A 21918-nucleotide genomic window follows, 5' to 3' on the forward strand; every position below is an offset into this window, starting at 1 on the left:
CCGGATGCTTCGCGCGGCTCAGGATGACAGGTGTTTTTTGCCCCGCACCCCTGTTCCCCGCACCTTACGTTACCCATCTCCCTGTAATGACCTACTGGCAAGCCCTTATTCTGGCCATCGTGGAAGGCCTGACCGAATTTCTGCCGGTTTCCAGCACCGGGCACATGATTATTGCCTCGGCCCTGATGGGCATTCCGGCCACCCCTTTCACCAAGCTCTACCTGGTTGTTATTCAGCTCGGGGCCATCCTGTCGGTGCTGGTGGTGTACTGGCGGCGGTTTTTCCAGAGTTTCGACTTCTACCTCAAGCTGCTGGTGGCCTTTCTGCCGGTCGTGGTGGTGGGCCTCACGCTCAAGAAATACATTGATATTCTGCTCGAATCGGTGACGACGGTAGGCCTGATGCTGCTGATGGGCGGCGTAGTGCTGATGTTCGTGGACAAATGGTTTCCGCAGGAAAGCATTGAGGCGGGCGGCAGCCCGGTTACTACGCCCGGCTTCCGGCAGGCCTTCGTAATTGGCATATTCCAGTGCCTGGCCGTGGTACCGGGCGTCAGCCGCTCGGCGGCCACCATCATTGGTGGCCTCACCCAGAAACTCACCCGCAAAGCCGCCGCCGAATTCGCCTTTTTCCTGGCCATGCCCACCATGGCCGCCGCCGCCGCCAAAGACCTGCTCGACTTTTACCAGGACGGCGGCCACCTCACCGGCGCCGATGTCAAGCTGATTCTGTTCGGCAACGTAATAGCCTTCGTAGTGGCGCTGCTGGCTATCCGCATCTTCATCGGTTTTGTTACCAAGTTTGGGTTTCGGGCCTTCGGCATCTACCGCATCATTGTGGGCGGCATTCTGTTGCTGATGATTGGCCTGGGCGTTGATTTACAACTAGTATGAGCGAGAAAACAGTAGCCGATTTTGATTTCGAAACCGGCGAAGTCCTGCTCGTCGACAAGCCGCTTACCTGGTCGTCGTTTGATGTGGTGCGCAAGGTGAAGAACACGCTACGCATCCGTAAAATCGGCCACGCCGGCACCCTCGACCCGCTGGCCACCGGCCTGCTGATTTTGTGTACCGGCAAGAAAACCAAGCAGATCGACCTCATTCAGGCCCAGCAGAAAGAGTACACCGGCACGTTCCGCCTGGGCCAGACGACGCCCAGCTTCGACCTGGAAACGCCCGTCGACCAGGAGCGGCCCTACGACCACCTCACGGAAGCTGACATCCGGGCCACCGTGACACAGTTCATAGGCGAAATTACCCAGACGCCCCCCGTATTTTCGGCCGTAAAGGTGAACGGCGAGCGGGCCTACGAGGTGGCACGCCGCGGCGAGGAGGCCGTTATCAAGAGCAAGCAGGTAACCGTTGCCGGCTTCGGGCTGACTCGGATTGCGCTGCCTGAAATAGACTTCCGCATCAGCTGTTCCAAGGGCACCTACATCCGTAGCCTGGCCCGCGACCTGGGCGAGGCGCTGCATTGCGGGGCTCACCTCACGAAGCTCGTGCGCACCCGCATCGGCGAGTACCGGCTGGAAGATGCCCTCACCATGCCGCAGCTGGAGGCCCTGCGCCCGCCCCGCCCCGAAGGCGAGGCCGACCGCCCCGCCCGCCCGCCCCGGCGCGAACGACAGCCGCGTACTGAACGCCGCGTCGGCTTGGAGTATTTTCAGAACAACCACGCAACTCCACCCAACTCCCCACCTAATTCGGGTGAGGCGGCAGCAGCCACCCCACCTGCCGACAACAAGGAGCAAGCTGGCTGATTTCGGCCAGTCCGCGAAAATCAGCGTAAGCAATAAACTCAGCGCGAACCAGTGATTTAATGGAGGTTATTCACGATCCGGCCCAATTTCCTTATCTCGGCAACGCCGTGGTTACCAGTGGCACGTTCGATGGCGTCCACGTAGGCCATCAGCAGATTCTGGCGCGGCTGTGCGAGGTGGCGCGGGCCAGCGGCGGGCCGGCCGTGGTAATTACCTACTGGCCCCACCCGCGCCTAGTGCTGGCCCCGCCCCCCTCCCACCCCGAGCCCCTCGACCTATACCTGCTTAATACCCTCGACGAGCGGGCCGCCCGGCTGGCTGAGTTTGGGGTCGATTACCTGCTCATCATCCCATTCACCAAGGAGTTTTCGGCCTGGTCGTCGGAGGAGTTTATTCAGCGTATTCTGCTCGATACGGTAGGCACCAGCAAGCTGGTTATCGGCTACGACCACCGCTTCGGGCGCAACCGCGAGGGTGGTTTTGAGTACCTGCGCGAGCACTCGGGCCGCTATGGCATGAGTGTAGAGGAAATTCCGCGCGAAGATGTGGACGCTGTGGGCGTGAGCAGCACCCGCATCCGCCGGGCCCTGGAGGCCGGCGACGTAGACACCGCCAACCGCTACCTGGGCTACCAGTATCCCTTCACGGGCACCGTAGTGAAAGGCCGGCAGCTGGGCCGCACCATCGGCTGGCCCACCGCCAACCTAGCCTGCTCCGAAGACCTGAAATTGGTGCCCGCCCGCGGCGTGTACGCCGTGCGCGCCACCACCGCGGCCGGCGAAACCTGGCCCGCCATGCTCAACATCGGCGTGCGCCCCACCGTAGCCGGCAACCTGGCCCAGACCGTGGAGGCGCACCTGTTAGGCTTTGAAGGCGACCTGTACGACCAGCCCCTGACGGTAGAATTCGTGGCCCGCCTGCGCGATGAGCAGAAGTTCGACGGCCTCGATGCGCTCAAGGCCCAGCTGGGCCGGGATGCTGAGGCGGCGCGGGCAGCGCTTTAAGCATTTCCTACAGAGGTGCGCGGAGAGTGTGTGGAGTCTTTTTAGAGTGGCTCTGCGGTCCTCCGCGTAAACCTTCGCCCACCTCTGCGGGAAATGTTACCTTGCCAGTTCTAACTCCCACCCAGTATGATAAATAAGACAGTAAGTGGCTCCCAAGCGGCCCTGGAGGGCCTTACCGATGGCATGACGCTCATGCTCGGCGGTTTCGGCCTGTGCGGCATTCCGGAGAATTCCATCCAGGAAATCCTGCGCCGGGGCGTGAAGAACCTCACCTGCATCAGCAACAACGCCGGCGTCGATGACTTCGGCATCGGGCTGCTGCTCCAGACCCGGCAGGTGCGCAAAATGATTTCGAGCTACGTGGGCGAAAACGCCGAATTCGAGCGCCAACTGCTGGCCGGCGAGCTGGAAGTCGAGCTGATTCCGCAGGGCACGCTGGCCGAGCGCTGCCGCGCCGGTGGCGCGGGCATCCCGGCCTTTTATACGCCCGCCGGCTACGGCACGGAGGTGGGTGAAGGCAAGGAAAGCCGCGAGTTCAATGGCAAAATGTACCTGCTCGAACACGCCCTGCACGCCGATTTCGCCTTCGTAAAAGCCTGGCGCGGCGACACGGCCGGCAACCTCATCTTCAAGGGTACTGCCCGCAACTTCAACCCCATGATGGCTACAGCCGGCAAAATAACGGTGGCCGAGGTAGAGGAGTTGGTGCCCGCCGGCGAGCTGGACCCCAACCACATTCACACTCCCGGCATCTTCGTGCAGCGCATTTTCGAGGGGAAAGATTACGAGAAGCGCATCGAACAAAGAACAGTTCGCCAGTCGTAATTAACCCAAAACGTCATGCTGAGCGAAGTCGAAGCATCTCTACCGCCAAAGTATGTAATTACTACTGCGGTAGAGATGCTTCGACTTCGCTCAGCATGACAACCTTAACTCCCAAAGACATGCTCGACAAACACGGTATTGCCCGGCGCATTGCGCAGGAAGTAGAAAACAACTCGTACGTCAACCTCGGCATCGGTATTCCAACGCTGGTGGCCAACTATATCCCGGAAGGCATCAACGTGGAGCTACAGAGCGAAAACGGCCTGCTGGGCATGGGCCCCTTCCCGACTGAGGATGAAGTGGACGCCGACCTCATCAATGCCGGCAAGCAGACGGTAACCACGTTGCCCGGCTCCAGCCTGTTCAGCTCGGCCGACTCGTTCGGTATGATCCGGGGCGAGCACGTGGACCTGACGATTCTGGGGGCCATGGAGGTTTCGGAAAACGGCGACATTGCCAACTGGAAGATTCCGGGCAAGATGGTGAAGGGCATGGGCGGCGCCATGGACTTGGTGGCCTCGGCCAAGAACATCATCGTGGCCATGCAACACACCTCACGCGATGGCGCCAGCAAGCTGCTGCCGGCCTGCACGCTGCCCATCACAGGCCTTGGCTGCGTGAAGAAAATAGTAACCGAGCTGGCCGTCCTCGACGTGACGCCCGACGGCTTCGTACTCCGCGAGCGGGCACCTGGTGTGAGCGTAGAGCAAATTCAGGCCGCCACCGCTGGCAAACTGGTTGTTCCCGAAGGCGGAGTGCCGGAAATGGTTATTTGAGTTGAGTTGCAGAGGTCGGTGTAGGGGCGGGGCTTGACCCCGCCCCGCCGTTGAACGATTACCGTTAGAGCGGTGCGAATGGCGGGCGGGGACAAGCCCCGCTCCTACACCGCCCTCCACAACCAAAAATTACCCCCGTAGCATAGCCTGGGCCAGTATGTGGCGGACGGCTTCGAGGGTAAAGTGAGAAAAGCACTTCTGGAAGTGGGCCAGGGCGTCGTTGGCCGGCAGGGAGCCGGCTTTTACGGCGGCCGCCAAGTGGCCCGCCAACTCGTCGGGGTGGCTGGTGAGGGCGGGGAATTCGTGCTGCGTTTTGTAGCGGTGCAGCACCTGTATGCGCAGTTCGGTGGTGGCACCGGGCACTTGCCGCGTAAGGCGCTCCATCAATAACTGCACTTCATCCATGAACAGCAGGCGCGCCAGGCCGGGCGGACAGGGCACCACCTGGCCGGGGACGGCGGTGAGCAGCACGGCCGCGGCGCTTTCGGGGGCCCAGCCGAGCAGCAGGGGCGGCGCGCACAGCCAGGCCGTGGCCGGAAACCGCTGCGGGTCTTCGAGCACGGCGGCCAGGGTTTGCAAACGGCGTTCCGGCAGCGACGACATACGGCAAAGGTACGCACGGTGAAATGGGCAGTTGTTGAGGACGCGACAGGTGCCGATGATGCGGCAGTTATTCGCCAATTACTCCTTTTACCAACCCGTCCAGCCCGGGGGCCGTACCTTTGTCTATCATCTTCTGTAATCAGCAACTGAGTATATGGCCGCGAGTTCACACGGAAAAACCGGCGGTAAGGCCGCCAAAAAGAATACGTTACCCGGAATGCCGGCTCAGCCCGAGCCGAATACGCCTACGCCCGAACCTTCCCACAAACTGGTGTTGCGCACCCTGCGCCGCAACGACTTCAAGGAGGTAAAAACCATCATGGACAAGGTGTACTCCAACATGGAGGGCTCCTGGGCCAATGACGAGTACAACGCCCTGATCAAGAAATTCCCCGAGGGTCAGATCTGCATCGAGGACAACGGCAAGATTGTGGCCGCTGCGCTGGCTATTATCGTGGAGTACAGCAAGTTCGGCGACAAACATACCTACGCCAAAATCACCGGCAACGGCAAATTCGACACCCATGATGCCGACGGCGACACGCTGTACGGTGTTGATGTATTCGTGGACCCTGAGTACCGCTCGCTACGCCTGGGCCGCCGCCTCTACGACGCCCGTAAGGAGCTGTGCGAGAACCTGAACCTGCGGGCCATGGTGGCCGGCGGCCGCATTCCGGGCTACAGCAACTACTCGGGCGAGATGACGCCTGCCAAGTACGTGGAAATGGTGCGCAACAAGGAGCTAACCGACCCCATCCTCACGTTTCAGCTGGCCAACGACTTCTACGTCCGCAAAATTATCCGCGGCTATTTGCCCTACGATTCCGAGAGCAAGGCCTACGCCACGCTGCTGGAGTGGATTAACGTGTACCACGAGGAGGAAACCGAAAAGCTCATCGGCAACCAGAAGTCCAATGTGCGCATTGGCATTGTGCAGTGGCAGATGCGTGCCACCCGCGACTTAGAGGACTTCTTCCAGCAGATGGAGTTCTTCGTCGACACCGTTTCGGGCTATAAGTCCGACTGCGTGCTGTTCCCGGAGTTCTTCAACGCCCCCATGATGGCCCTCACCAACGAGGAGTCGCCTTCGGTGGCTATCCGCTCGATGTCGGCCTTCACCGAGCCCATCAAAATCAAGATGATGGAGCTGGCCGTGAGCTACAACATCAATATCATTGCCGGCTCGATGCCGCTGTACGAGGACGGCAAGCTGCACAACGTGAGCTACCTGTGCCGCCGCGACGGTACCGTGGACGAGCAGTACAAGCTGCACGTAACGCCCGACGAGGCGAGCTACTGGGGCATGCGCGGCGGCAGCCAGCTGCGCTGCTTCGACACCGACTTCGGCAAAATCGGCATCCTCATCTGCTACGATGTGGAGTTCCCCGAGTTGAGCCGCATGCTGAGCGACGAGGGCATGAAAATCCTGTTCGTACCCTTCTGGACCGACACCAAGAACGCCTACCAGCGCGTGCGGCTCTGTGCCCAGGCCCGGGCCATCGAAAACGAGTGCTACGTGGCCATTACCGGCTCGGTGGGCAACCTGCCCCGCGTCGAGAACATGGACATTCAGTACTCGCAGAGCGCCGTGTTCAGCCCCTCCGACTTCGCCTTCCCCCACGACTCCATCGTGGCCGAAGCGACGCCCAACACCGAGATGACGCTCATTGCCGACCTCAACCTGGACCTGCTGAAGGACCTGAATACCAGTGGGGCCGTGCGCAACCTGCGCGACCGGCGCAAGGATTTGTACTCGGTGAGCTGGGTGAAGAAAAACGAGCGCGACGATGAACTTCTGAGCCAGGGCGAAGAGCGCGCCCCCAAAACGTCGCCCCGCCACCCGCCCATCACGGTGGCGTAGGTCTGCTACAGTTGAGCTTCGCGCTCAGTTGTAGTATCTCCCAATCAGGCCAAAAGCCGCCCGCCTTCAAGTGGCAGGCGGCTTTTCGCTTTATCGATCTTTGGGAATGAATATAATTCGGGCTATTACTATCTGAAAAGGCCTTGAATGCCTTTTTTGGGTTAAAGCCGAATTAAATATGAAGCTATGCTAACCCGAGTGTATGATTCCCCCCGTAAGTAGGGCAAGCACGGGCTACTCCGCGCTTTTTAATCCTACCTCATTTACCAAAATTTACCCGCGTATGCCCTCTTTCTCTACTCTCCGGCCAAAGGCCCGGCGCAATGGCTTGTTGCTGGCCACCCTGGGCCTGCTGGCCGCCGGTTCGGTTTCAGCCCAAACCAATACCACCACTGCCTTCGGTCTCTCGCTGACAACCAGCCTGACCACCAACCTGGTAACGTTTGATATTACGGCACCGGGCGTTTTCCTGACCAACCTCCCGGTTACAGGCATTACGGCCGGCCAGACGCTGGTAGGTATCGACTTTCGCCCCAATACCGGCGAGTTGTTCGGTTTAGGTTATAATGCTACCGGCACTCAGGCGCAGGTGTATAATATCAGCCGCACCACGGCCTTGGCCACGGCTGCCGGGCCTGCCATCACCATTAACTTGGGCACCGACCTCAACCGCATCGGTTTCGATTTCAACCCAACCGTTGACCGCATCCGGGTAACGGCCGGCAACCGGGCCGATTTCCGCCTCAACCCCAACAATGGCGCACTGGCCGCCACCGACGGCACGCTGACCTACGCCCCCACCGACCCGAACGCGGCCCAGATACCCGTGGTCGGCTCGTCGGCCTATACCAACAGCTTCATCGGTACCACGGCCACCACGCTCTACAACCTCGATGAAGCCAATAGCCGCCTCGTTCGCCAGGACCCGCCCAACGATGGCACCCTGCTGACGGTAGGCCCGTTGGGCATCACGACAAGCGGTGCTACCACTGTGTCGGACATCGATATCTACCTGAACCCCATCACCGGCGTTCAGACGACTTACCTCACGGTAGCGGAAATCAATGTGGCAACCCTCTCGGCGACCACCAAACTGTACACCGTGAACCTGACGACCGGTGCAGCAACGCTTGTCAACAACGTGGGCACCGGCTCGCTGGTGGCCGTTACCGATATTGCCCTGCAGATTGTGCGGCCTGCTACCCTCGCGGCCGTAACCGGCAACTTGGCCTACGCGCTGGCCGGCGGTAACTTGCTCTCTTTTGATACCGACCTGCCCGGCGTCATCCGCACATCGGTGGGTATTACGGGCGTGGCTACCGGCCAGACCCTGGTGGGCATGGACGTGCGGCCGCTCAACAACGCCCTGTACGCACTGGGCTATAATGCCACCACTCAAACCGGCCAGCTTTACACCATCAACGCCGCTACCGGCGTGGCTACCAATATCAGCGGCACCACCAACCTGGCCCTGCCGCTGGGTACGGGCAGCGTGGCCTTCGACTTCAACCCCACCGTCGACCGGATTCGGGTGGAGGGCGTGAACCGGGCTAACTTCCGCCTCAACCCCAACGACGGCACCGCCGCTCCTATCGTGGATGGCACCCTGGCCTACGCAACGGGCGACGCCAACGCCGCCGCTACCCCAGCCATTGGCTCGGTAGCCTACACCAATAGCTACAGCGGCCCGGGCAACCCTACTGGCTCCACTGCCCGCACCACCCAGCTGTTTGCCTACGATGAGGCGCTGAACATTTTGGCCAACCAGAACCCCGCCAACGCCGGCACGCTGGCTACTGTGGGCGCCTCAGGCGTAACCGTGGTAGCCGGTCCGAACGTGGACATGGACATTTACAGCACCGCTGAAGGCACCAACACGGCCTATTTGGTGGCTACCACCGGCACGTCGGCCAGCTCCAGCCTCTACAACCTGAACCTGACAACCGGCACCGCCTCCGGCCCCCGCCAGATTGGTCTGGGCCTAACGGTGCGCGACCTAGCCATTGCGGCTGGTGCGGGCGTTACAACCGGCATCCGCAGCCAGGCCGTAGCCACGGGCTTCGTGCTGTTCCCGAACCCAGTGGCCGACCGAGCCGAAATCAGCTTCCGCCTGCCCCGTGCCGGGGCCGCTGAGCTGGTACTGACCGATGCACTGGGCCGCACCGTAGAGCGCCAGAGCCTGGGCAACCGCTCGGCCGGTGCACACTTGCTCAACTGGAAGCCAGCCAGCCACCGTGCCGGCATCTACATGCTCCGTCTGCTCGTCGATGGCCAGTCGGCCGGCGTACAGCGCATCGTACTTGGCCAATAGGTTGATGATGGCGTGAGCTGCTGCTGTACCGGTTTCGCCCTGCCGTAGCAGCTCACCCAGAGGCAATTCTTACTAGGGGGTGTTTACAGTTAGAGCCAGGTTAAGGCAGCAATTAGGCAGCAGATGGCGAAATAATTAGCGGCGCGTTTGTCAAAGCGGGTGGCTATGGCTCGAAAGCGTTTTAATCCGTTGATGGCACGTTCAATCTGGTTTCGTTCTTTGTAAATTTCAGCATCATGTTCGACCGGAACGGTCCGGTTTTTCTTGCCTGGAATCACGGCCTGGGCTCCGGCTTGCCCAATTTGGTCGCGCACGTAGTTGGCATCGTACGCCCGGTCGGCCAAGACAGCTTGCCCGGCCCGCAAGTGGCCCACGAGCAAGCCTTGGGCTTGCGGGCAGTCCCCGGCTTGCCCGCCGGTCAGGGCTAGGGCGCAAATCCGGCCCTGCGCGTCGCAACTCAGGTGGAGCTTGGTCGTGAAACCACCCCGGCTGCGGCCGAGTGCCTGGCCAACGGGGCTGTCTTTTTTTTGGCCCCGGCGGCTACTTGGTGCGCCCGCACGGCCGTCGAATCGACCATGAGCCGGTGCAAGCCCGTTGCGTTTTGCACCTGGGCCAGCACCCGGGGCCACACGCCGGCCTGGCGCCAGCGCCGAAACCGGGCGTACACCGTATGCCAGGGGCCGAACCGTTCCACCGGTAAATCGCGCCACGACACGCCGCAGCGGGCCCGCCAGAGCACGGCTTCCACGAACAAGCGCGTGTCTTTGGCCGTCGTACCCGGCGAACTTTCCTGGCCGGGCAGCAGCGGCGAAAGCCGCGCCCACTGCGCATCGGTCAACATGCTGCGGTCTTTATTCATGCGCAAAGGTCAACCTTAACTGTAAACACTCCCTAACACAAAGCCCCTGACGTTCACACGTCAGGGGCTTTGTGTTTGATGGGCAGTTATCCTGCTTTTCTACTTCTGCCATCAGAGTAGGCCGTGCAACGGCAGTTCGCTCCATTACCGGCTCACTCATTGGCCGCGCTGTTATCCGTGCGGGCTTTCCTGGGCGGCGAAGTAGGCGTGGTCGCGGAGTACGGTGCGGATGAAGGGCTCGTCGGCCAGGTCGGTGTGGATGGTGGTAACGGTTTTGACTTTGCCGGCCAGCTCGTTGAGCAGCGTGTAGTCGCCCTGCGAGCCGGCCTGGCGAAACAGCTGGCGGATGAGACTCGCGTCGTGGTCGGAGAGGTGGCGGGCCTGCTGGAACACGGGCTGGTAGCCCGCTGGCACTAGGGTTTCGGCCGTGAGGGCCTGCACGCTGGGGCCGCGGGGGCGCAGGCTTACAACGGTGGTGCCGGCGGCCATATCGCCCAGGCGCTGGCCGCGGCCGTTGAACAGCGTAGCCACCAGCGCCACCGAACCCGCCGTCAGCCCGATTTCAAACAGCCCGATAAGCCAGCGCAGCAGGTAGTCGCCGGTGCCGGGGCGGGTACCGTCGAGGCGGGTTACTTTGATTTTGCGGGCTTGCTTGCCAAGGGTCTGGCCATTGAAAAATATTTCACACAGCGGATGGTACACCAGCAGCGGCGTGTAAATCAGCCCGTAAGCCACAATCTGCTGCGCGTCGGACGAATCGGTGAGCTGCTTGATGAGAAAGGTGACAACTGTAGCCCACAGTATCATCACCAGCGCGTCGAGCACTTGGGCCAGTACCCGGTCGCCTACACTGGCGGCTTCGTATTCGAGCACCACGTTCTGGGTGGTCTGGATGCGGATCGTACTCATAAAAAAAGTGTAGAAAAAGAGCCGCAACGGCCCACAGGAATCGTGTATATTTAGCCCGGCGGACCGGGTCTGCTATTCAATACAAGCAGTAAAAGCGATGCGCGAAACGGTTTTTCTGCGGCTCAACGAATCCCGCTGGCATGGCTACGAAGCCCAGCCGCCCACCGGCCCCGACGAGCTGGCCCGACGCTACGTAGAGCTGACCGACGACTTGGCCTACGCCCGGACCTTTTACCCCGATTCGGCCACCACAGCTTATCTGAACGCGCTGACGGGCAAGCTACACCAGTCGCTTTATAAAAACAAAAAGCAGGAGCACGGCCGTTTCGCCGATTTCTGGCTCCGCGAGCTGCCTTTCATCGTTATTCGCCACCACCGGATACTGCTCACCACGCTGGCTTTTTTCCTACTCGCCTGCTTTATCGGGGCGCTATCGGCGGCCTACGACGATACGTTTGTGCGCCTGGTGCTCGGCGACGACTACGTGAACCGGACGCTGGCCAACATCGAGAAAGGCGACCCGATGGCTGTTTATAAGGGCACCGACGAGAGCCTGATGTTTCTGCAAATCACGCTCAACAACGTGCGGGTGGCGCTGTATGCCTTTGCCGGCGGGATTACGGCGGGGCTGTTTACCGTGTTTGTGCTATTCCGCAACGGCCTGATGCTGGGCGCGTTCCAGTTATTCTTCTACCAGAAAAGCCTGCTGCTGCCCTCGGTGCTCACCATCTGGATTCATGGCACGCTCGAAATTTCGGCCATTGTGCTGGCCGGCGGGGCGGGAGCCATCATGGCCCAGAGCCTGCTGTTTCCCGGCACCTACTCGCGGCTCGACTCGCTGCGCCGCGGTGCCCGCGACGGTATGAAGCTGGTGCTGGCGCTTGTGCCGGTGTTCATCGTGGCTGGTTTCCTCGAAGGCTTCGTGACGCGCCACACCGAAATGCCGCTCTACGCCAGCCTAAGCATTATCGGCACCTCAGCGGCCCTCATTCTGGGCTACTTCGTGGCCTACCCGTGGTGGCTGGCACGGCGGGCTACTTAGCTGTTAGCTGTTAGCTGTTAGCTGAAAATACCCAATCATCTGAACGTCATTCATTCCTGAACAAAAAAGCTGACAGCTAGCAGCTGTCAGCTAAAAGCTCAAAAAACCATGCGCCACCTTGCCTTTAACCGGCCCACCGATTTTCTGCGCCGCCGCGACTTCAGCCAGAAAATGGAGGCCACGTTCGACTTCATCCGGGCCCACGCCACGCCGCTGGTACGGGTGCTGGTAGTGCTGGTGCTGCCGCTGGCGCTGCTTACCGGCATTGGCACGAGCCTGCTGCAGGGCCAGATGCTGGGCACTATCAGCACGCTTAAAGCTCAGGCTGGCGGCTCCTCCGCGGACAATACCATGAGCAGTACGATGATGACCGGTATATTCACCTCCCCTACGCTGTGGCTGACGATGCTGGCGGGCATCCTGCTGTTTGCACTGTTACATCTGGTGGTGCTCGGCTACGTAGTGCTGCAGGCCGAGCGCACCACCGACGAGCCAGTAACGGCCGGCGAAGTCTGGCAGCTGGTGAAGGCCCGGTTTCTGGGAATGGTAGGCACCTTAGTCGGGCTGGTTGCGCTGTTTATGGTAGGTTCTTTTGCTATCGGCGGTGTGCTGATGGCGACGGGCAGCCTGCTCTCCTCGGCTCCCTGGATTATTTTCCCGCTGATTCTGCTGCTCTACGTGGCTATGTTTTACGCTATTGCGCCGCTGAGCCTGTACTTTATGGTGTGGCTGCGCGAAGGGCGGGGTTTCTTCGGTAGTCTCACCCGGAGCTTCCGGCTGGCCTGGGGCAAGTGGTGGTCGACGTTCGGGCTGATTATGGTGATTACCCTGATTATGTACCTGATTCTCATGCTGTCGATGGTCGTACTGTCGGCGTTTGGGCTACCCTTTGCCGGGCTGATGAGCGGTGAGCTGGAAACGGGCTCCACGCGGGTGCTGCTGATTGTGTATTCGGCCCTGCAAAGCCTGATTACGCTGATTTACTACCCGTTTATTTTGGTTGCCATCAGCTTTCAGTACTTCAACCTTGTCGAGCGCCTCGATGGTACCGGCACCCGGCTAATGGTGGAAGCCATCGGCGAGCCCGTACTCGCAACCGCCGTGCCTCAGGCGCTGCGGCCCGATGACGAGGGCGAATACTAGCCTTACCTCACCGTACTGCCGGCTTCGCTCTCCGGCTCCGGCCACTTCCGCAAAGGGTTTGGCCAACGCAGGACCTTTCTTTTATATGCCCCAGCTTAGCTTCCTGCGCCGCTTCTGCCCCGCCCTGCTTCCAGGGCTGCTGGGCCTGGCACTGCTGCTGGCCCCGGCCGGCAGCCGCGCCCAGGCGCCGCGCCGCCCGCCAGCCCTGCCACCCGCGCCCGCCGATTCGCTGGGCGCCACTGCCGCTGCGCGCTACGTGCGCCTGCGGGCCGATGCCGCGCCAGCCGGCGTGCTACGTCGGCCCGCAGCCGGCCGGCTGGCCGAGTTGCGCAGTCAGGCCGAGTTTCAGTATGCCGAGCCGGAGCCCGACCGGAGCGCCGAGAGCGTATGGTCGCGGTTCTGGCGGGAATTCTGGCGCTGGATAAGCGGGCTGTTTTCGGGAAAAACCTACGAAACCCGGGGCCGCTACGTGGTGTACGCGCTGTTTGCGGCGGCTTTCGGCTACGCGTTGGTACGGCTGCTGCAACTGGACCTGACGGGACTGCTGGGCCGGCGTAGCCGGTCGCTGCCCCTCCCCTACGAGGCCCTGACCGAGGACATTCGGGGCATTGACTTCGGGGCCGAGCTGGCGCGGGCTGAGCAGGCCGGCAACTACCGCCTGGCCCTGCGCCTGGGCTACCTGCACACGTTGCGCCACCTCACCGACCAAGCCCTCATTCAATGGCAACCCGATAAAACCAACCACGACTACCTGCGCGAGCTGGCCGGCACGCGACAGGCCGCTGGTTTCCGTACCCTCACCCGGCAGTTCGAATACGTCTGGTACGGCGAGCTGCCCCTCTCGCCCCGCCAGTATCCGGAGCTGCGCGAGCAGCAGCAGAGCTTCCAGAAAGAGCTGTTAGCTGTTCGCCGCTAGCTGTCTGCTTTCGGTATGCCTGGTCCTTTTTCAGCCCAAAGCACCCTGTTTTTTATGCCTGAACTGCTAACCTCTGTCAGACAATAGCTCAAAAGAATGACTCGTTTTCGTGCTTTACTGCTGGGGTTGGTAGCGCTGTTCGCGGCGTTTGTGGCGGTGGAGTATTTCCGGCCCCAACCCACCAACTGGACGCCCACTTTCATCAACCGCGACAAAATCCCCTACGGCACCTACGCGCTCTACGACCAACTGCCGGCCCTGTTTCCGGGCCAGCCCATTAGCACCGTGCGCCTGCCCATCGCCAACCAGCTGCTGCCCGGTTTGGGCGCCGATGTGAACACCGACACCACCGCGGGCAGCAACTTGCCCGCCCTGCGCCCCGGCCGGGCCAGCTACCTGTTCATCAACGACGGCTTCATCTGCTCGCCGCTCGACCGGGATGCGCTGCTGCGCTACGTGGCCCGGGGCAGCCACGTACTCATTACGGGCGAGAACATCAGCCGCCTGCTGCTCGATTCGCTGCACCTGGAGCTGCGCCCGGTGCTGGAGCTGGATAGCCTACTGCTGCTCCGACGGATGCGGCTTGGTGGGCTGCCGGCCGGCAACGGGGCGCGAGCCCGCACCACCACCCTCACACTGGTAAACCCACCGGCCGGAGCCGCCAAAAGCTACCCGTTTCCGGCCGCTGAGGTAGCGTATTTTTTCCGGGCTACGGCGGGCAGCCGGGCTACAGTGCTGGCCCACGATGCCAGCCGCCGGCCGGTACTGGTGCGTGTGCCGGTGGGCCGGGGTGAAATCCTGCTGAGCGCTACGCCGGCTGCCTTCAGCAACCTGCGGCTGCTGCAGCCGGCTACGGCGGGCTTCGCCTTCGCGGCACTATCGTGGCTGCCAGCGAACCAGCCGGTTTTTTGGGATGAATACCTGAAGCAGGGGCCGCTGGGCGAGCAGTCGCTGCTGCGGGTGCTGGGGGCGCACGAGGCGCTGCGCTGGGCTTTGTGGGTTGGGCTGGCGGGCATGGTGCTGTTCGCGCTGTTTGAGGCCCGGCGGCGGCAACGCATCATTCCCATCATCAGGCCGCTACCCAATACCACGCTGTTGTTCACGAGCACCGTGGCCAGCCTCTACCGGCAGGGCAGCAACCACGCGCTGATTGCCGAGAAGAAAATCGGGCTGTTCCAGGACTTCCTGCGCACCCGCTACCACGAACCCGGCCTCGACCTGACTGACGAACCGACCCGCGAGCGGCTGGCCCAGAAAGCCGGCGTACCGCGCCTGGAGCTGGATGAGCTGGTGCGCCGCATGAACCGCACCCTCACCGCGCGCCAGGTTTCGGATGAGGAACTGCTGGCGCTGAATCAAGCCATCAGCCGCTTCCGCGAGCGAGCCGCTTGAAATTGCACTATCTGCTTAAATTGACTTTTTCTCATTTATGATTATTCCAATAACACCATATCAAGTATTGTAGTCGATTATTACTTAAAACATTCCGATAACCATATTTAGACTTTACAGCCCTTACTACGAAAACAACGCACCAATATGGAGAATAATTTGAACATGGATTCCGCCGAGCAATTGCCTTCCCCCACGCCCGCTTCCAGTGAGTCAGCGGCTGAAAGCGACGCGGCTACCGGCGCAACGGCCGACGCTGGGAATCCGGCCGCCCTCACTTCGCGCACCGACCTGAGCGCGTTGAGCCGCCACGCCGACGCTATTCGGGGCGAGCTGAGCAAGGTGATTGTGGGGCAGCGCGACCTGGCCGAGCTGCTGCTCACGGCTCTGCTCGCCGACGGCCATGTGCTGCTCGAAGGCGTGCCGGGCGTGGCCAAAACGCTTACCGCCAAACTGCTCGCCCGTACCCTCAGCGTCCCGTTCAGCCGCCTGCAGTTCACACCCGACCTGATGCCCTCCGATGTGTTAGGCACGTCCGTTTTCCGGCCCCAGAAGGGCGAGTTCGAGTTCCGGCCCGGCCCTATTTTCGCCAGTGTGGTGCTGATTGACGAAATCAACCGGGCTCCGGCCAAAACGCAGTCGGCGCTTTTTGAGGTGATGGAGGAGCGGCAGATAACCCAGGACGGTGTCCGTTACCCGCTGCCCGCGCCCTTCGTAGTGCTGGCCACCCAGAACCCCATCGAGCAGGAAGGCACCTACCGCCTGCCCGAAGCCCAGCTCGACCGGTTCCTGTTCAAGCTAAGCGTGGGCTACCCGACGATGGAAGAAGAAGTGCAGATTCTACAGGGCCACCACGCCGGTTTCGGGGGCACCCCGCTGGAGGCGGTACAGCCCGTAGTATCGGCCGACGATTTGCGGGAACTGCGCGAGCAGGTACGCCGGCAGCACGTGGAGCCCAAGCTGCTGGAATACATTGCCCGCCTCGTGGGCCAGACCCGCGCCCACAAGGGCCTATACCTGGGCGCTTCGCCCCGCGCCTCGCTGGCCCTGCTCAACGGCGCTAAAGCCCTGGCTGCCCTCCGCGGCCGCGACTTCATCACGCCCGAAGACATCCAGTACCTGGCCCCGGTGGTGCTGCGCCACCGCATCCAGCTCACGCCCGAGCGCGAGATGGAAGGCGGCACCCCGGACGACGTGGTAAAGCAGATTTTGCAGCAGATTGAGGTTCCTCGTTAAGCACGCTAAGTATAATGACACCTCTTTTCTCAATACAGAGGGGATACTAGCTTCCAGCTCTAGCCTTACTTTATGCAGCTTCTGCGCAGCTTTTTTCTAACCCGTCGGTTTTTCCTGGCCCTTACGGCGCTGGTGGTGGGGCTGACTGTGGCCTTTTTCCTACCGGGCTGGCTGGTGCCGCTGCAGCTGGCGCTGGGGTTGCTGGCGTTGCTGACGCTGCTGGACGCGGCCCTGCTGTATGGCACCGGCGGGGGCGTGTTTGGGCGGCGGGTGCTGGGCGATAAGCTGGCCAACGGCTCCGACAACGATGTGGCCATTTACCTCGAAAGCCGGTACCGTTTTCCCATCAGTACGGAGACGATTGACGAGGTGCCACACCAGTTTCAGCGCCGCGACGTGCTGTTTCGGGCGCTGGTGCAGCCCGGCGAAACCAGCGTGATTCGCTACCAGCTGCGGCCCACCAAGCGGGGCGAGTATGAGTTTGGGGCCCTGAACGTATACGTGGCCTCGCCGCTGGGGCTGGTGCGGCGGCGGTTCCGATTTGATGAGAATCGAATGGTGCCGGTGTATCCGTCGTTTTTGCAGATGCGGCAGTACGAGCTGCTGGCCGCCAGCAACCGCCTCACGGAGGTGGGCGTGAAGCGCATCCGGCGGGTGGGCCAGAGCCTGGAATTCGACCAGATCCGGCCCTACGTGCCCGGCGACGACCCGCGCCGCATCAACTGGAAGGCCACGGCCCGCCGCGCCACCACGCCCGAAGCCACCGACGCGCTGGCCGTGAACCATTACCAGGACGAGCGCGCCCAGCAGGTGTACTGCCTCATTGATAAGGGTCGGGTAATGCGTATGCCGTTTGAGGGCCTGAGCTTGCTCGACTACGCCATCAACGCCACGCTGGTCGTCAGCAACATTGCCCTGCGCAAGCACGATAAGGCCGGGCTCATCACGTTCTCGCACCAGCCCGGCGCCATGGTGCCCGCCGACCGCCGCAGCGGCCAGCTGCGGCAGCTGCTGGAGGTGCTGTACCGCCAGAAAACCAAATACCTCGAAACCGACTACGAGCGCCTTTACCTCACGGTGCGCCACCAGATCCGCCAGCGCAGCCTGCTGATTCTGTTCACCAACTTCGAGACATTGTATGGCATGCAGCGCCAGCTACCCTATCTGCGCCGGCTGGCCAAAAGCCATCTGCTGCTGGTCGTGTTCTTTGAAAATACCGAGTTGAGCGCCTACCTGAACGCGCCCGCCACTACCACCCAGGAGGTGTACAACCAAACGGTAGCCGAGAAATTCGCCCAGGAGAAGCGCCAGATTGTGCGCGAGCTGAACCAGTACGGCATCCACTCCCTGCTCACCGCCCCCCAGAACCTTACGGCCAACACCATCAACAAGTACCTGGAATTCAAAGCGCGGGGGCTCATTTGAGAAGATTAGGGAAGAACGTCATTCAGAGTGCAGCGAAGAATCTCGCGTGCGGTCGTTGAGATACATTTGAACGTCAGCACGCGAGATTCTTCGCTGCGCTCTGAATGACGCGCCTCCGCAATAACCAGCAGCCGGCAACTGACGGTTGATAGCCTAACTTCGCGGAACCACCTGCCCGCTTAGTTTGCCCATGCGTCAATTTCTGCTGCTGCTTGTTTTTCTGCTGGCCCATCCGGGGTTCAGCCAGCCCCCTACCGATACCCGTAACCTACTACCGGTGCCCACGTCGGTACGCTGGGGCAAGGCCACATTGGGCTGGAAAACGATGCTCCGCCCCCAGTTCCAGGGACCGGCTGATACACTTACGGCGGCCGCCGTTACCCGTACCCTCGGGCGGCTCCATCGGCAGGCTCCGGCTACGGGCTCTCCCGCTGCAACGCTGCCGCTGTTCATCCGGTACGGCAAGGTGGGCCAGCCCGAGCTGTTTGATGAGGAACGCTACAGCCTGCGCGTAACGCCCAGCGGCGTTACCATCGACGCACCAACCACGCTGGGCGTACTGCACGCGCTGGCTACGCTGGAGCAGCTGCCCCAGCCCGACGGCCGCCACTTGGTACTGCCCGAAGTTGATATTCAGGACCAGCCACGCTTTGCCTGGCGGGGGCTGCTGATTGATGTGGCTAGGCACTTTATGCCCGTGGCCGTCATCAAGCGCAACCTCGACGCCATGGCGGCCACCAAGCTCAACGTGCTGCACTGGCACCTCTCCGACGACCAGGGCTTCCGGGTGGAAAGCAAAACCCTGCCCCGCCTGCACGAGGTAAGCGGGCAATATTACACCCAAGCCCAGGTACGAGAGGTGCTGCGCTACGCCGCGGCCCGTGGCATCCGGGTGCTACCCGAGTTCGACGTGCCCGGCCACACCATCGCTTGGCAGTCCGCCTACCCACAATTGGCCTCCGGCGATACGCTTTACAAAACTGTGTACCAGAGCTGGCGCCTCGCCAACGTCGCCTTCGACCCCACCAAGGAAACCACCTACCAGCTGCTCGACACGTTGTTTGGCGAGATGACGGCCCTGTTTCCCGACCCCTACTTCCACATTGGGGGCGATGAGAATGACGGGCGGCAGTGGCGGGGCAACCCGCGCATTATGGCCTTCGCCAAGGCCAAAAAGATGCTGAAATCCGACGGCAAAACCCTCGACAAGCACGCGCTGCAGACCTACTTCAACCGCCGGGTGCTCACCATGCTCACCAAGTACAACAAGCAGATGGTAGGCTGGGACGAAATCCTGGTCCCCGGCCTACCCAAAAACGCCGTAATCCAGAGCTGGCGGGGCAAAAATGGCCTCTACGACGCGGCAAAAGCCGGTAACCGCGCCATCCTGTCCAACGGCTACTACCTCGACCTGAACCTGTCGGCCGCCAACGCCTACGGCACCGACCCGCTGCCCGTCGATAACCCGCTCAGCGTGGCCCAGCAGCAGCTTATTTTGGGCGGCGAAGCGGCCATGTGGAGCGAGTTTGCCGACAGCGTTATTGTCGATTCGCGCATCTGGCCCCGGGCCGCCGCCGTGGCCGAACGGCTGTGGTCGGCCCGCGAGGTAACCAATATGGCCGATATGTACCGACGCCTAGCCGCCGTTTCGCAGCAGCTGGAGGGGCTGGGTCTGCAGCACCGCAGTGCCCCCGAACTGCTGCTGCGCCAGCTGGCCGGACCCGCCGACGTGGGCCCGCTCCGTACGCTGGCCCAAGTGCTGGAGCCGGTGAAGGAGTACAAGCGCCACTTCCAGGGTTTCACCTACACCCCCAGCACGCCGCTCAACCGCCTCGTCGATGCCGCACCGGCCGAATCAGACGTGGCCCGTGATTTTAACTGCCGGGTCGATTCGCTGATGGAAGCGACCGGGGCGCTTGCTGACCGCGGGTCAGTCTTTAGGATGATGCCCGGCCGCCGCAACGCCCTGGCCATGCGCCAGCAGCTGCAAACCTGGCAGGCCAACCACTCCCGCCTCATTCCGCTGCTGGCCGCCTCCCCCACCCTCACCGAGTACGCCCCTCTGTCGGCCGCGCTAAGTGCCGCCGCCGCCCTGGGCCTGGAGCGGCTGGCGCTGCTGGAGAAGCAGCAGAAGCCGGATGCCGAGTGGCAGGCCGCCGCCCTAAAGCAGCTCGACGCGCTAAGCAAACCAGCCGGACAAACCGAGCTGGTGCTACTGCCGGTTATCAGGCGGCTGGTGGAGCTGAAGTACTGACGTTGTGTATTGAGCGTTTCAGGTATTTTTAGCTCGTTACCCGGGACGGGCAATTTTACCGTCAGCGGCCCGCGCAACGGGTGTCTGGCTCCTCTTTCCGCTGTTTCAAGGAATTGAAAATCGACAGTCTTGCTCGTCGTTGCCTTACTTGCTAAATACCTACTCCATTTTTTTGCCGTGATAAAAGCTAGCTCGTCCTGGATAGGAATGCTAACGGCCGGGATACTGGCCCTGGGCGCTTGTACGGGTCCGAGCCAAGTAGGCCCGGCCGCAAATGGTGTAGGCTGGTGGCTGACTATGCCCGACCAGTCGCAGCTGCTGGCCCGCCAACCGGAAGGCCTGGTTTTCAGTTCAGCTACGCCCACCGGCTTGGTTATAGAAGTCGATGACCAGCAGCGCTTCCAAACAATGGAAGGGTTTGGCTATTGCCTGACGGGGGGCAGCGCCGAGCTGTTGCACGCCCTGAGCGCCCCGGCCCGCGCCAAGCTGCTTAACGAGTTATTTGGGCGGGGGCCCGGCAGTATCGGGGTGAGCTACCTGCGCCTGAGCATCGGGGCCTCTGACCTCGACGCGGCCGTGTTCAGCTATAACGACCGGCCCGCTGGCCAGACCGACCCCGCGCTGGTTCATTTCAGCCTGGCCCCCGATGAGCGCCACCTGATTCCGATACTCAAGGAAATTCTGGCCATCAACCCCCAGCTGAGCCTGATGGCCTCGCCCTGGAGTCCCCCCGCCTGGATGAAGGACAATGGTGCCAGCAAAGGCGGTTCGCTAAAGCCCGAGTTTTATCCGGCCTACGCCCAATACTTTGTCAGGTATTTGCAGGAGATGCAGGCGCGCGGTATTCGCATTGGGGCGGTTACGGTGCAGAATGAGCCCCTACACCCCGGCAACAATCCCAGCCTGCTGATGCTGGCCGAGCAGCAAGCCGAATTCATTGGTCGGCACCTGGGGCCCGCGCTGGAGCAAGCGGGGCTGAATACCCGTATCATCTGCTACGACCACAACGCCGACAAGCCCGAATACCCGCTCACGGTGCTGGGCAACGCCACCGCCAACCCCTACGTGGCCGGCTCGGCTTTCCACCTCTACGCCGGGACCATCGATGCCCTGAGCAAGGTCCACGACGCTTATCCCAACAAAGACGTGTACTTCACCGAGCAGTGGACGGGCTCGAAATCTGCCTTCGCCGACAATTTGGGCTGGCACGTGAAGAACCTCGAAATAGGGGCCCCGCGCAACTGGGCGCGCGTGGTCCTGGAGTGGAATCTGGCTGCCGACCCCGAGCAAAATCCGCACACCCCCGGCGGCTGCACCGAATGCCTGGGGGCTGTTACGCTGGCCCCCCACGACGAGGTGACGCGTAACGTGGCCTACTACACGGTGGCCCACGCCAGTAAGTTCGTGCCCGCCGGCTCGATACGGATAGCCTCCAGCAGCGCCGACCAATTGCCCAACGTGGCCTTTCTGACGCCCGGTGGCGGCCACGTGCTGCTGGTACAAAATGACCAGCCCTCGGTTCGCACTTTCGCTATCCGGCAGGGCGGCCGGACTGCTCTGGCCACGCTCCCCGCCGGTGCCATGGCCACTTATGTGTGGTAGA

At 61.9% G+C, this 21918-nt stretch carries 19 protein-coding genes; 15 read left to right on the forward strand and 4 right to left on the reverse strand.

Features of this window, described 5'->3' with window-relative positions; translation table 11 throughout:
* Window positions 1-86 precede the first annotated feature (86 nt).
* The 5 genes from HW554_RS01340 (at window position 87) to HW554_RS01360 (ending at window position 4364) form a co-directional block, all read left to right on the forward strand.
* Window positions 87-893: an undecaprenyl-diphosphate phosphatase gene (locus HW554_RS01340; protein WP_176906557.1), complete on the forward strand. Its 807-nt coding sequence runs from the start codon at window positions 87-89 to the stop codon at window positions 891-893.
* Window positions 890-1759, forward strand: coding sequence for a tRNA pseudouridine(55) synthase TruB (gene truB, locus HW554_RS01345; RefSeq protein ID WP_176906558.1), 870 nt, complete (start codon window positions 890-892; stop codon window positions 1757-1759). Before HW554_RS01340 ends, truB begins: the two co-directional genes overlap by 4 nt.
* A gap of 59 nt (window positions 1760-1818) precedes the next feature.
* Window positions 1819-2763, forward strand: a complete 945-nt coding sequence (locus HW554_RS01350) for a bifunctional riboflavin kinase/FAD synthetase (protein WP_176906559.1) — start codon at window positions 1819-1821, stop codon at window positions 2761-2763.
* A 126-nt stretch (window positions 2764-2889) separates the two neighbouring features.
* On the forward strand, window positions 2890-3588 hold the full coding sequence (locus HW554_RS01355) for a CoA transferase subunit A (protein WP_176906560.1): 699 nt from the start codon (window positions 2890-2892) through the stop codon (window positions 3586-3588).
* A 119-nt stretch (window positions 3589-3707) separates the two neighbouring features.
* Entirely contained in the window at window positions 3708-4364 is a 657-nt protein-coding gene (locus HW554_RS01360) for a 3-oxoacid CoA-transferase subunit B (protein ID WP_176906561.1), read from the forward strand.
* Window positions 4365-4493: 129 nt separating this feature from the next.
* Here HW554_RS01360 and HW554_RS01365 read toward each other — a convergent pair whose 3' ends face one another.
* Window positions 4494-4967 carry a hypothetical protein gene (locus HW554_RS01365; protein ID WP_176906562.1) on the reverse strand — a complete coding sequence of 158 codons (474 nt, stop codon included), beginning with the start codon at window positions 4965-4967 and terminating at the stop codon, window positions 4494-4496.
* Window positions 4968-5184: 217 nt separating this feature from the next.
* Between HW554_RS01365 and HW554_RS01370 the strand changes: the two genes are divergently transcribed.
* Both HW554_RS01370 and HW554_RS01375 read left to right on the forward strand, forming a co-directional pair.
* On the forward strand, window positions 5185-6828 hold the full coding sequence (locus tag HW554_RS01370; protein WP_218134557.1) for a bifunctional GNAT family N-acetyltransferase/carbon-nitrogen hydrolase family protein: 1644 nt from the start codon (window positions 5185-5187) through the stop codon (window positions 6826-6828).
* Window positions 6829-7111: 283 nt separating this feature from the next.
* A complete protein-coding gene (locus HW554_RS01375) occupies window positions 7112-9139 on the forward strand; it encodes a DUF4394 domain-containing protein (protein WP_176906564.1) in 2028 nt (675 codons plus the stop codon).
* Between the two features lie 89 nt (window positions 9140-9228).
* On the opposite strand, the gene HW554_RS21065 is transcribed toward HW554_RS01375, so the two are convergent.
* The 3 genes from HW554_RS21065 to HW554_RS01385 form a co-directional block, all read right to left on the reverse strand.
* Complete coding sequence (locus HW554_RS21065) at window positions 9229-9600, reverse strand: IS5 family transposase (RefSeq protein ID WP_394354305.1); 372 nt, start codon at window positions 9598-9600, stop codon at window positions 9229-9231.
* Window positions 9597-9998, reverse strand: coding sequence for an IS5 family transposase (locus tag HW554_RS21070; RefSeq protein WP_394354303.1), 402 nt, complete (start codon window positions 9996-9998; stop codon window positions 9597-9599). Before HW554_RS21070 ends, HW554_RS21065 begins: the two co-directional genes overlap by 4 nt.
* A 171-nt stretch (window positions 9999-10169) precedes the next feature.
* The gene (locus tag HW554_RS01385) at window positions 10170-10907 is read right to left on the reverse strand and encodes an RDD family protein (protein ID WP_176906565.1); all 738 of its coding nucleotides are present in this window, start codon (window positions 10905-10907) and stop codon (window positions 10170-10172) included.
* 97 nt (window positions 10908-11004) lie between these two features.
* Here HW554_RS01385 and HW554_RS01390 point away from each other — a divergent pair, with 97 nt between their 5' ends.
* The 8 genes from HW554_RS01390 (at window position 11005) to HW554_RS01425 (ending at window position 21917) form a co-directional block, all read left to right on the forward strand.
* On the forward strand, window positions 11005-11949 hold the full coding sequence (locus HW554_RS01390; RefSeq protein WP_176906566.1) for a stage II sporulation protein M: 945 nt from the start codon (window positions 11005-11007) through the stop codon (window positions 11947-11949).
* Between the two features lie 108 nt (window positions 11950-12057).
* On the forward strand, window positions 12058-13092 hold the full coding sequence (locus tag HW554_RS01395) for a hypothetical protein (RefSeq protein ID WP_176906567.1): 1035 nt from the start codon (window positions 12058-12060) through the stop codon (window positions 13090-13092).
* A gap of 85 nt (window positions 13093-13177) precedes the next feature.
* Window positions 13178-14008: a DUF4129 domain-containing protein gene (locus HW554_RS01400; protein ID WP_176906568.1), complete on the forward strand. Its 831-nt coding sequence runs from the start codon at window positions 13178-13180 to the stop codon at window positions 14006-14008.
* 96 nt (window positions 14009-14104) lie between these two features.
* Window positions 14105-15400 (forward strand): DUF4350 domain-containing protein, encoded by a 1296-nt coding sequence (locus HW554_RS01405; RefSeq protein WP_176906569.1) that lies wholly within the window; start codon window positions 14105-14107, stop codon window positions 15398-15400.
* A gap of 147 nt (window positions 15401-15547) precedes the next feature.
* Window positions 15548-16636 (forward strand): AAA family ATPase, encoded by a 1089-nt coding sequence (locus tag HW554_RS01410; protein ID WP_246285040.1) that lies wholly within the window; start codon window positions 15548-15550, stop codon window positions 16634-16636.
* 72 nt (window positions 16637-16708) lie between these two features.
* The gene (locus HW554_RS01415) at window positions 16709-18061 is read left to right on the forward strand and encodes a DUF58 domain-containing protein (protein ID WP_176906570.1); all 1353 of its coding nucleotides are present in this window, start codon (window positions 16709-16711) and stop codon (window positions 18059-18061) included.
* 190 nt (window positions 18062-18251) lie between these two features.
* The gene (locus HW554_RS01420) at window positions 18252-20315 is read left to right on the forward strand and encodes a beta-N-acetylhexosaminidase (protein ID WP_176906571.1); all 2064 of its coding nucleotides are present in this window, start codon (window positions 18252-18254) and stop codon (window positions 20313-20315) included.
* A 297-nt stretch (window positions 20316-20612) separates the two neighbouring features.
* Window positions 20613-21917: a glycoside hydrolase family 30 protein gene (locus HW554_RS01425; RefSeq protein WP_317170813.1), complete on the forward strand. Its 1305-nt coding sequence runs from the start codon at window positions 20613-20615 to the stop codon at window positions 21915-21917.
* Window position 21918: the final 1 nt, after the last annotated feature.

It is taken from the genome of Hymenobacter lapidiphilus (assembly GCF_013377885.1).
GTDB classification, from domain to species: Bacteria; Bacteroidota; Bacteroidia; order Cytophagales; family Hymenobacteraceae; genus Hymenobacter; species Hymenobacter lapidiphilus.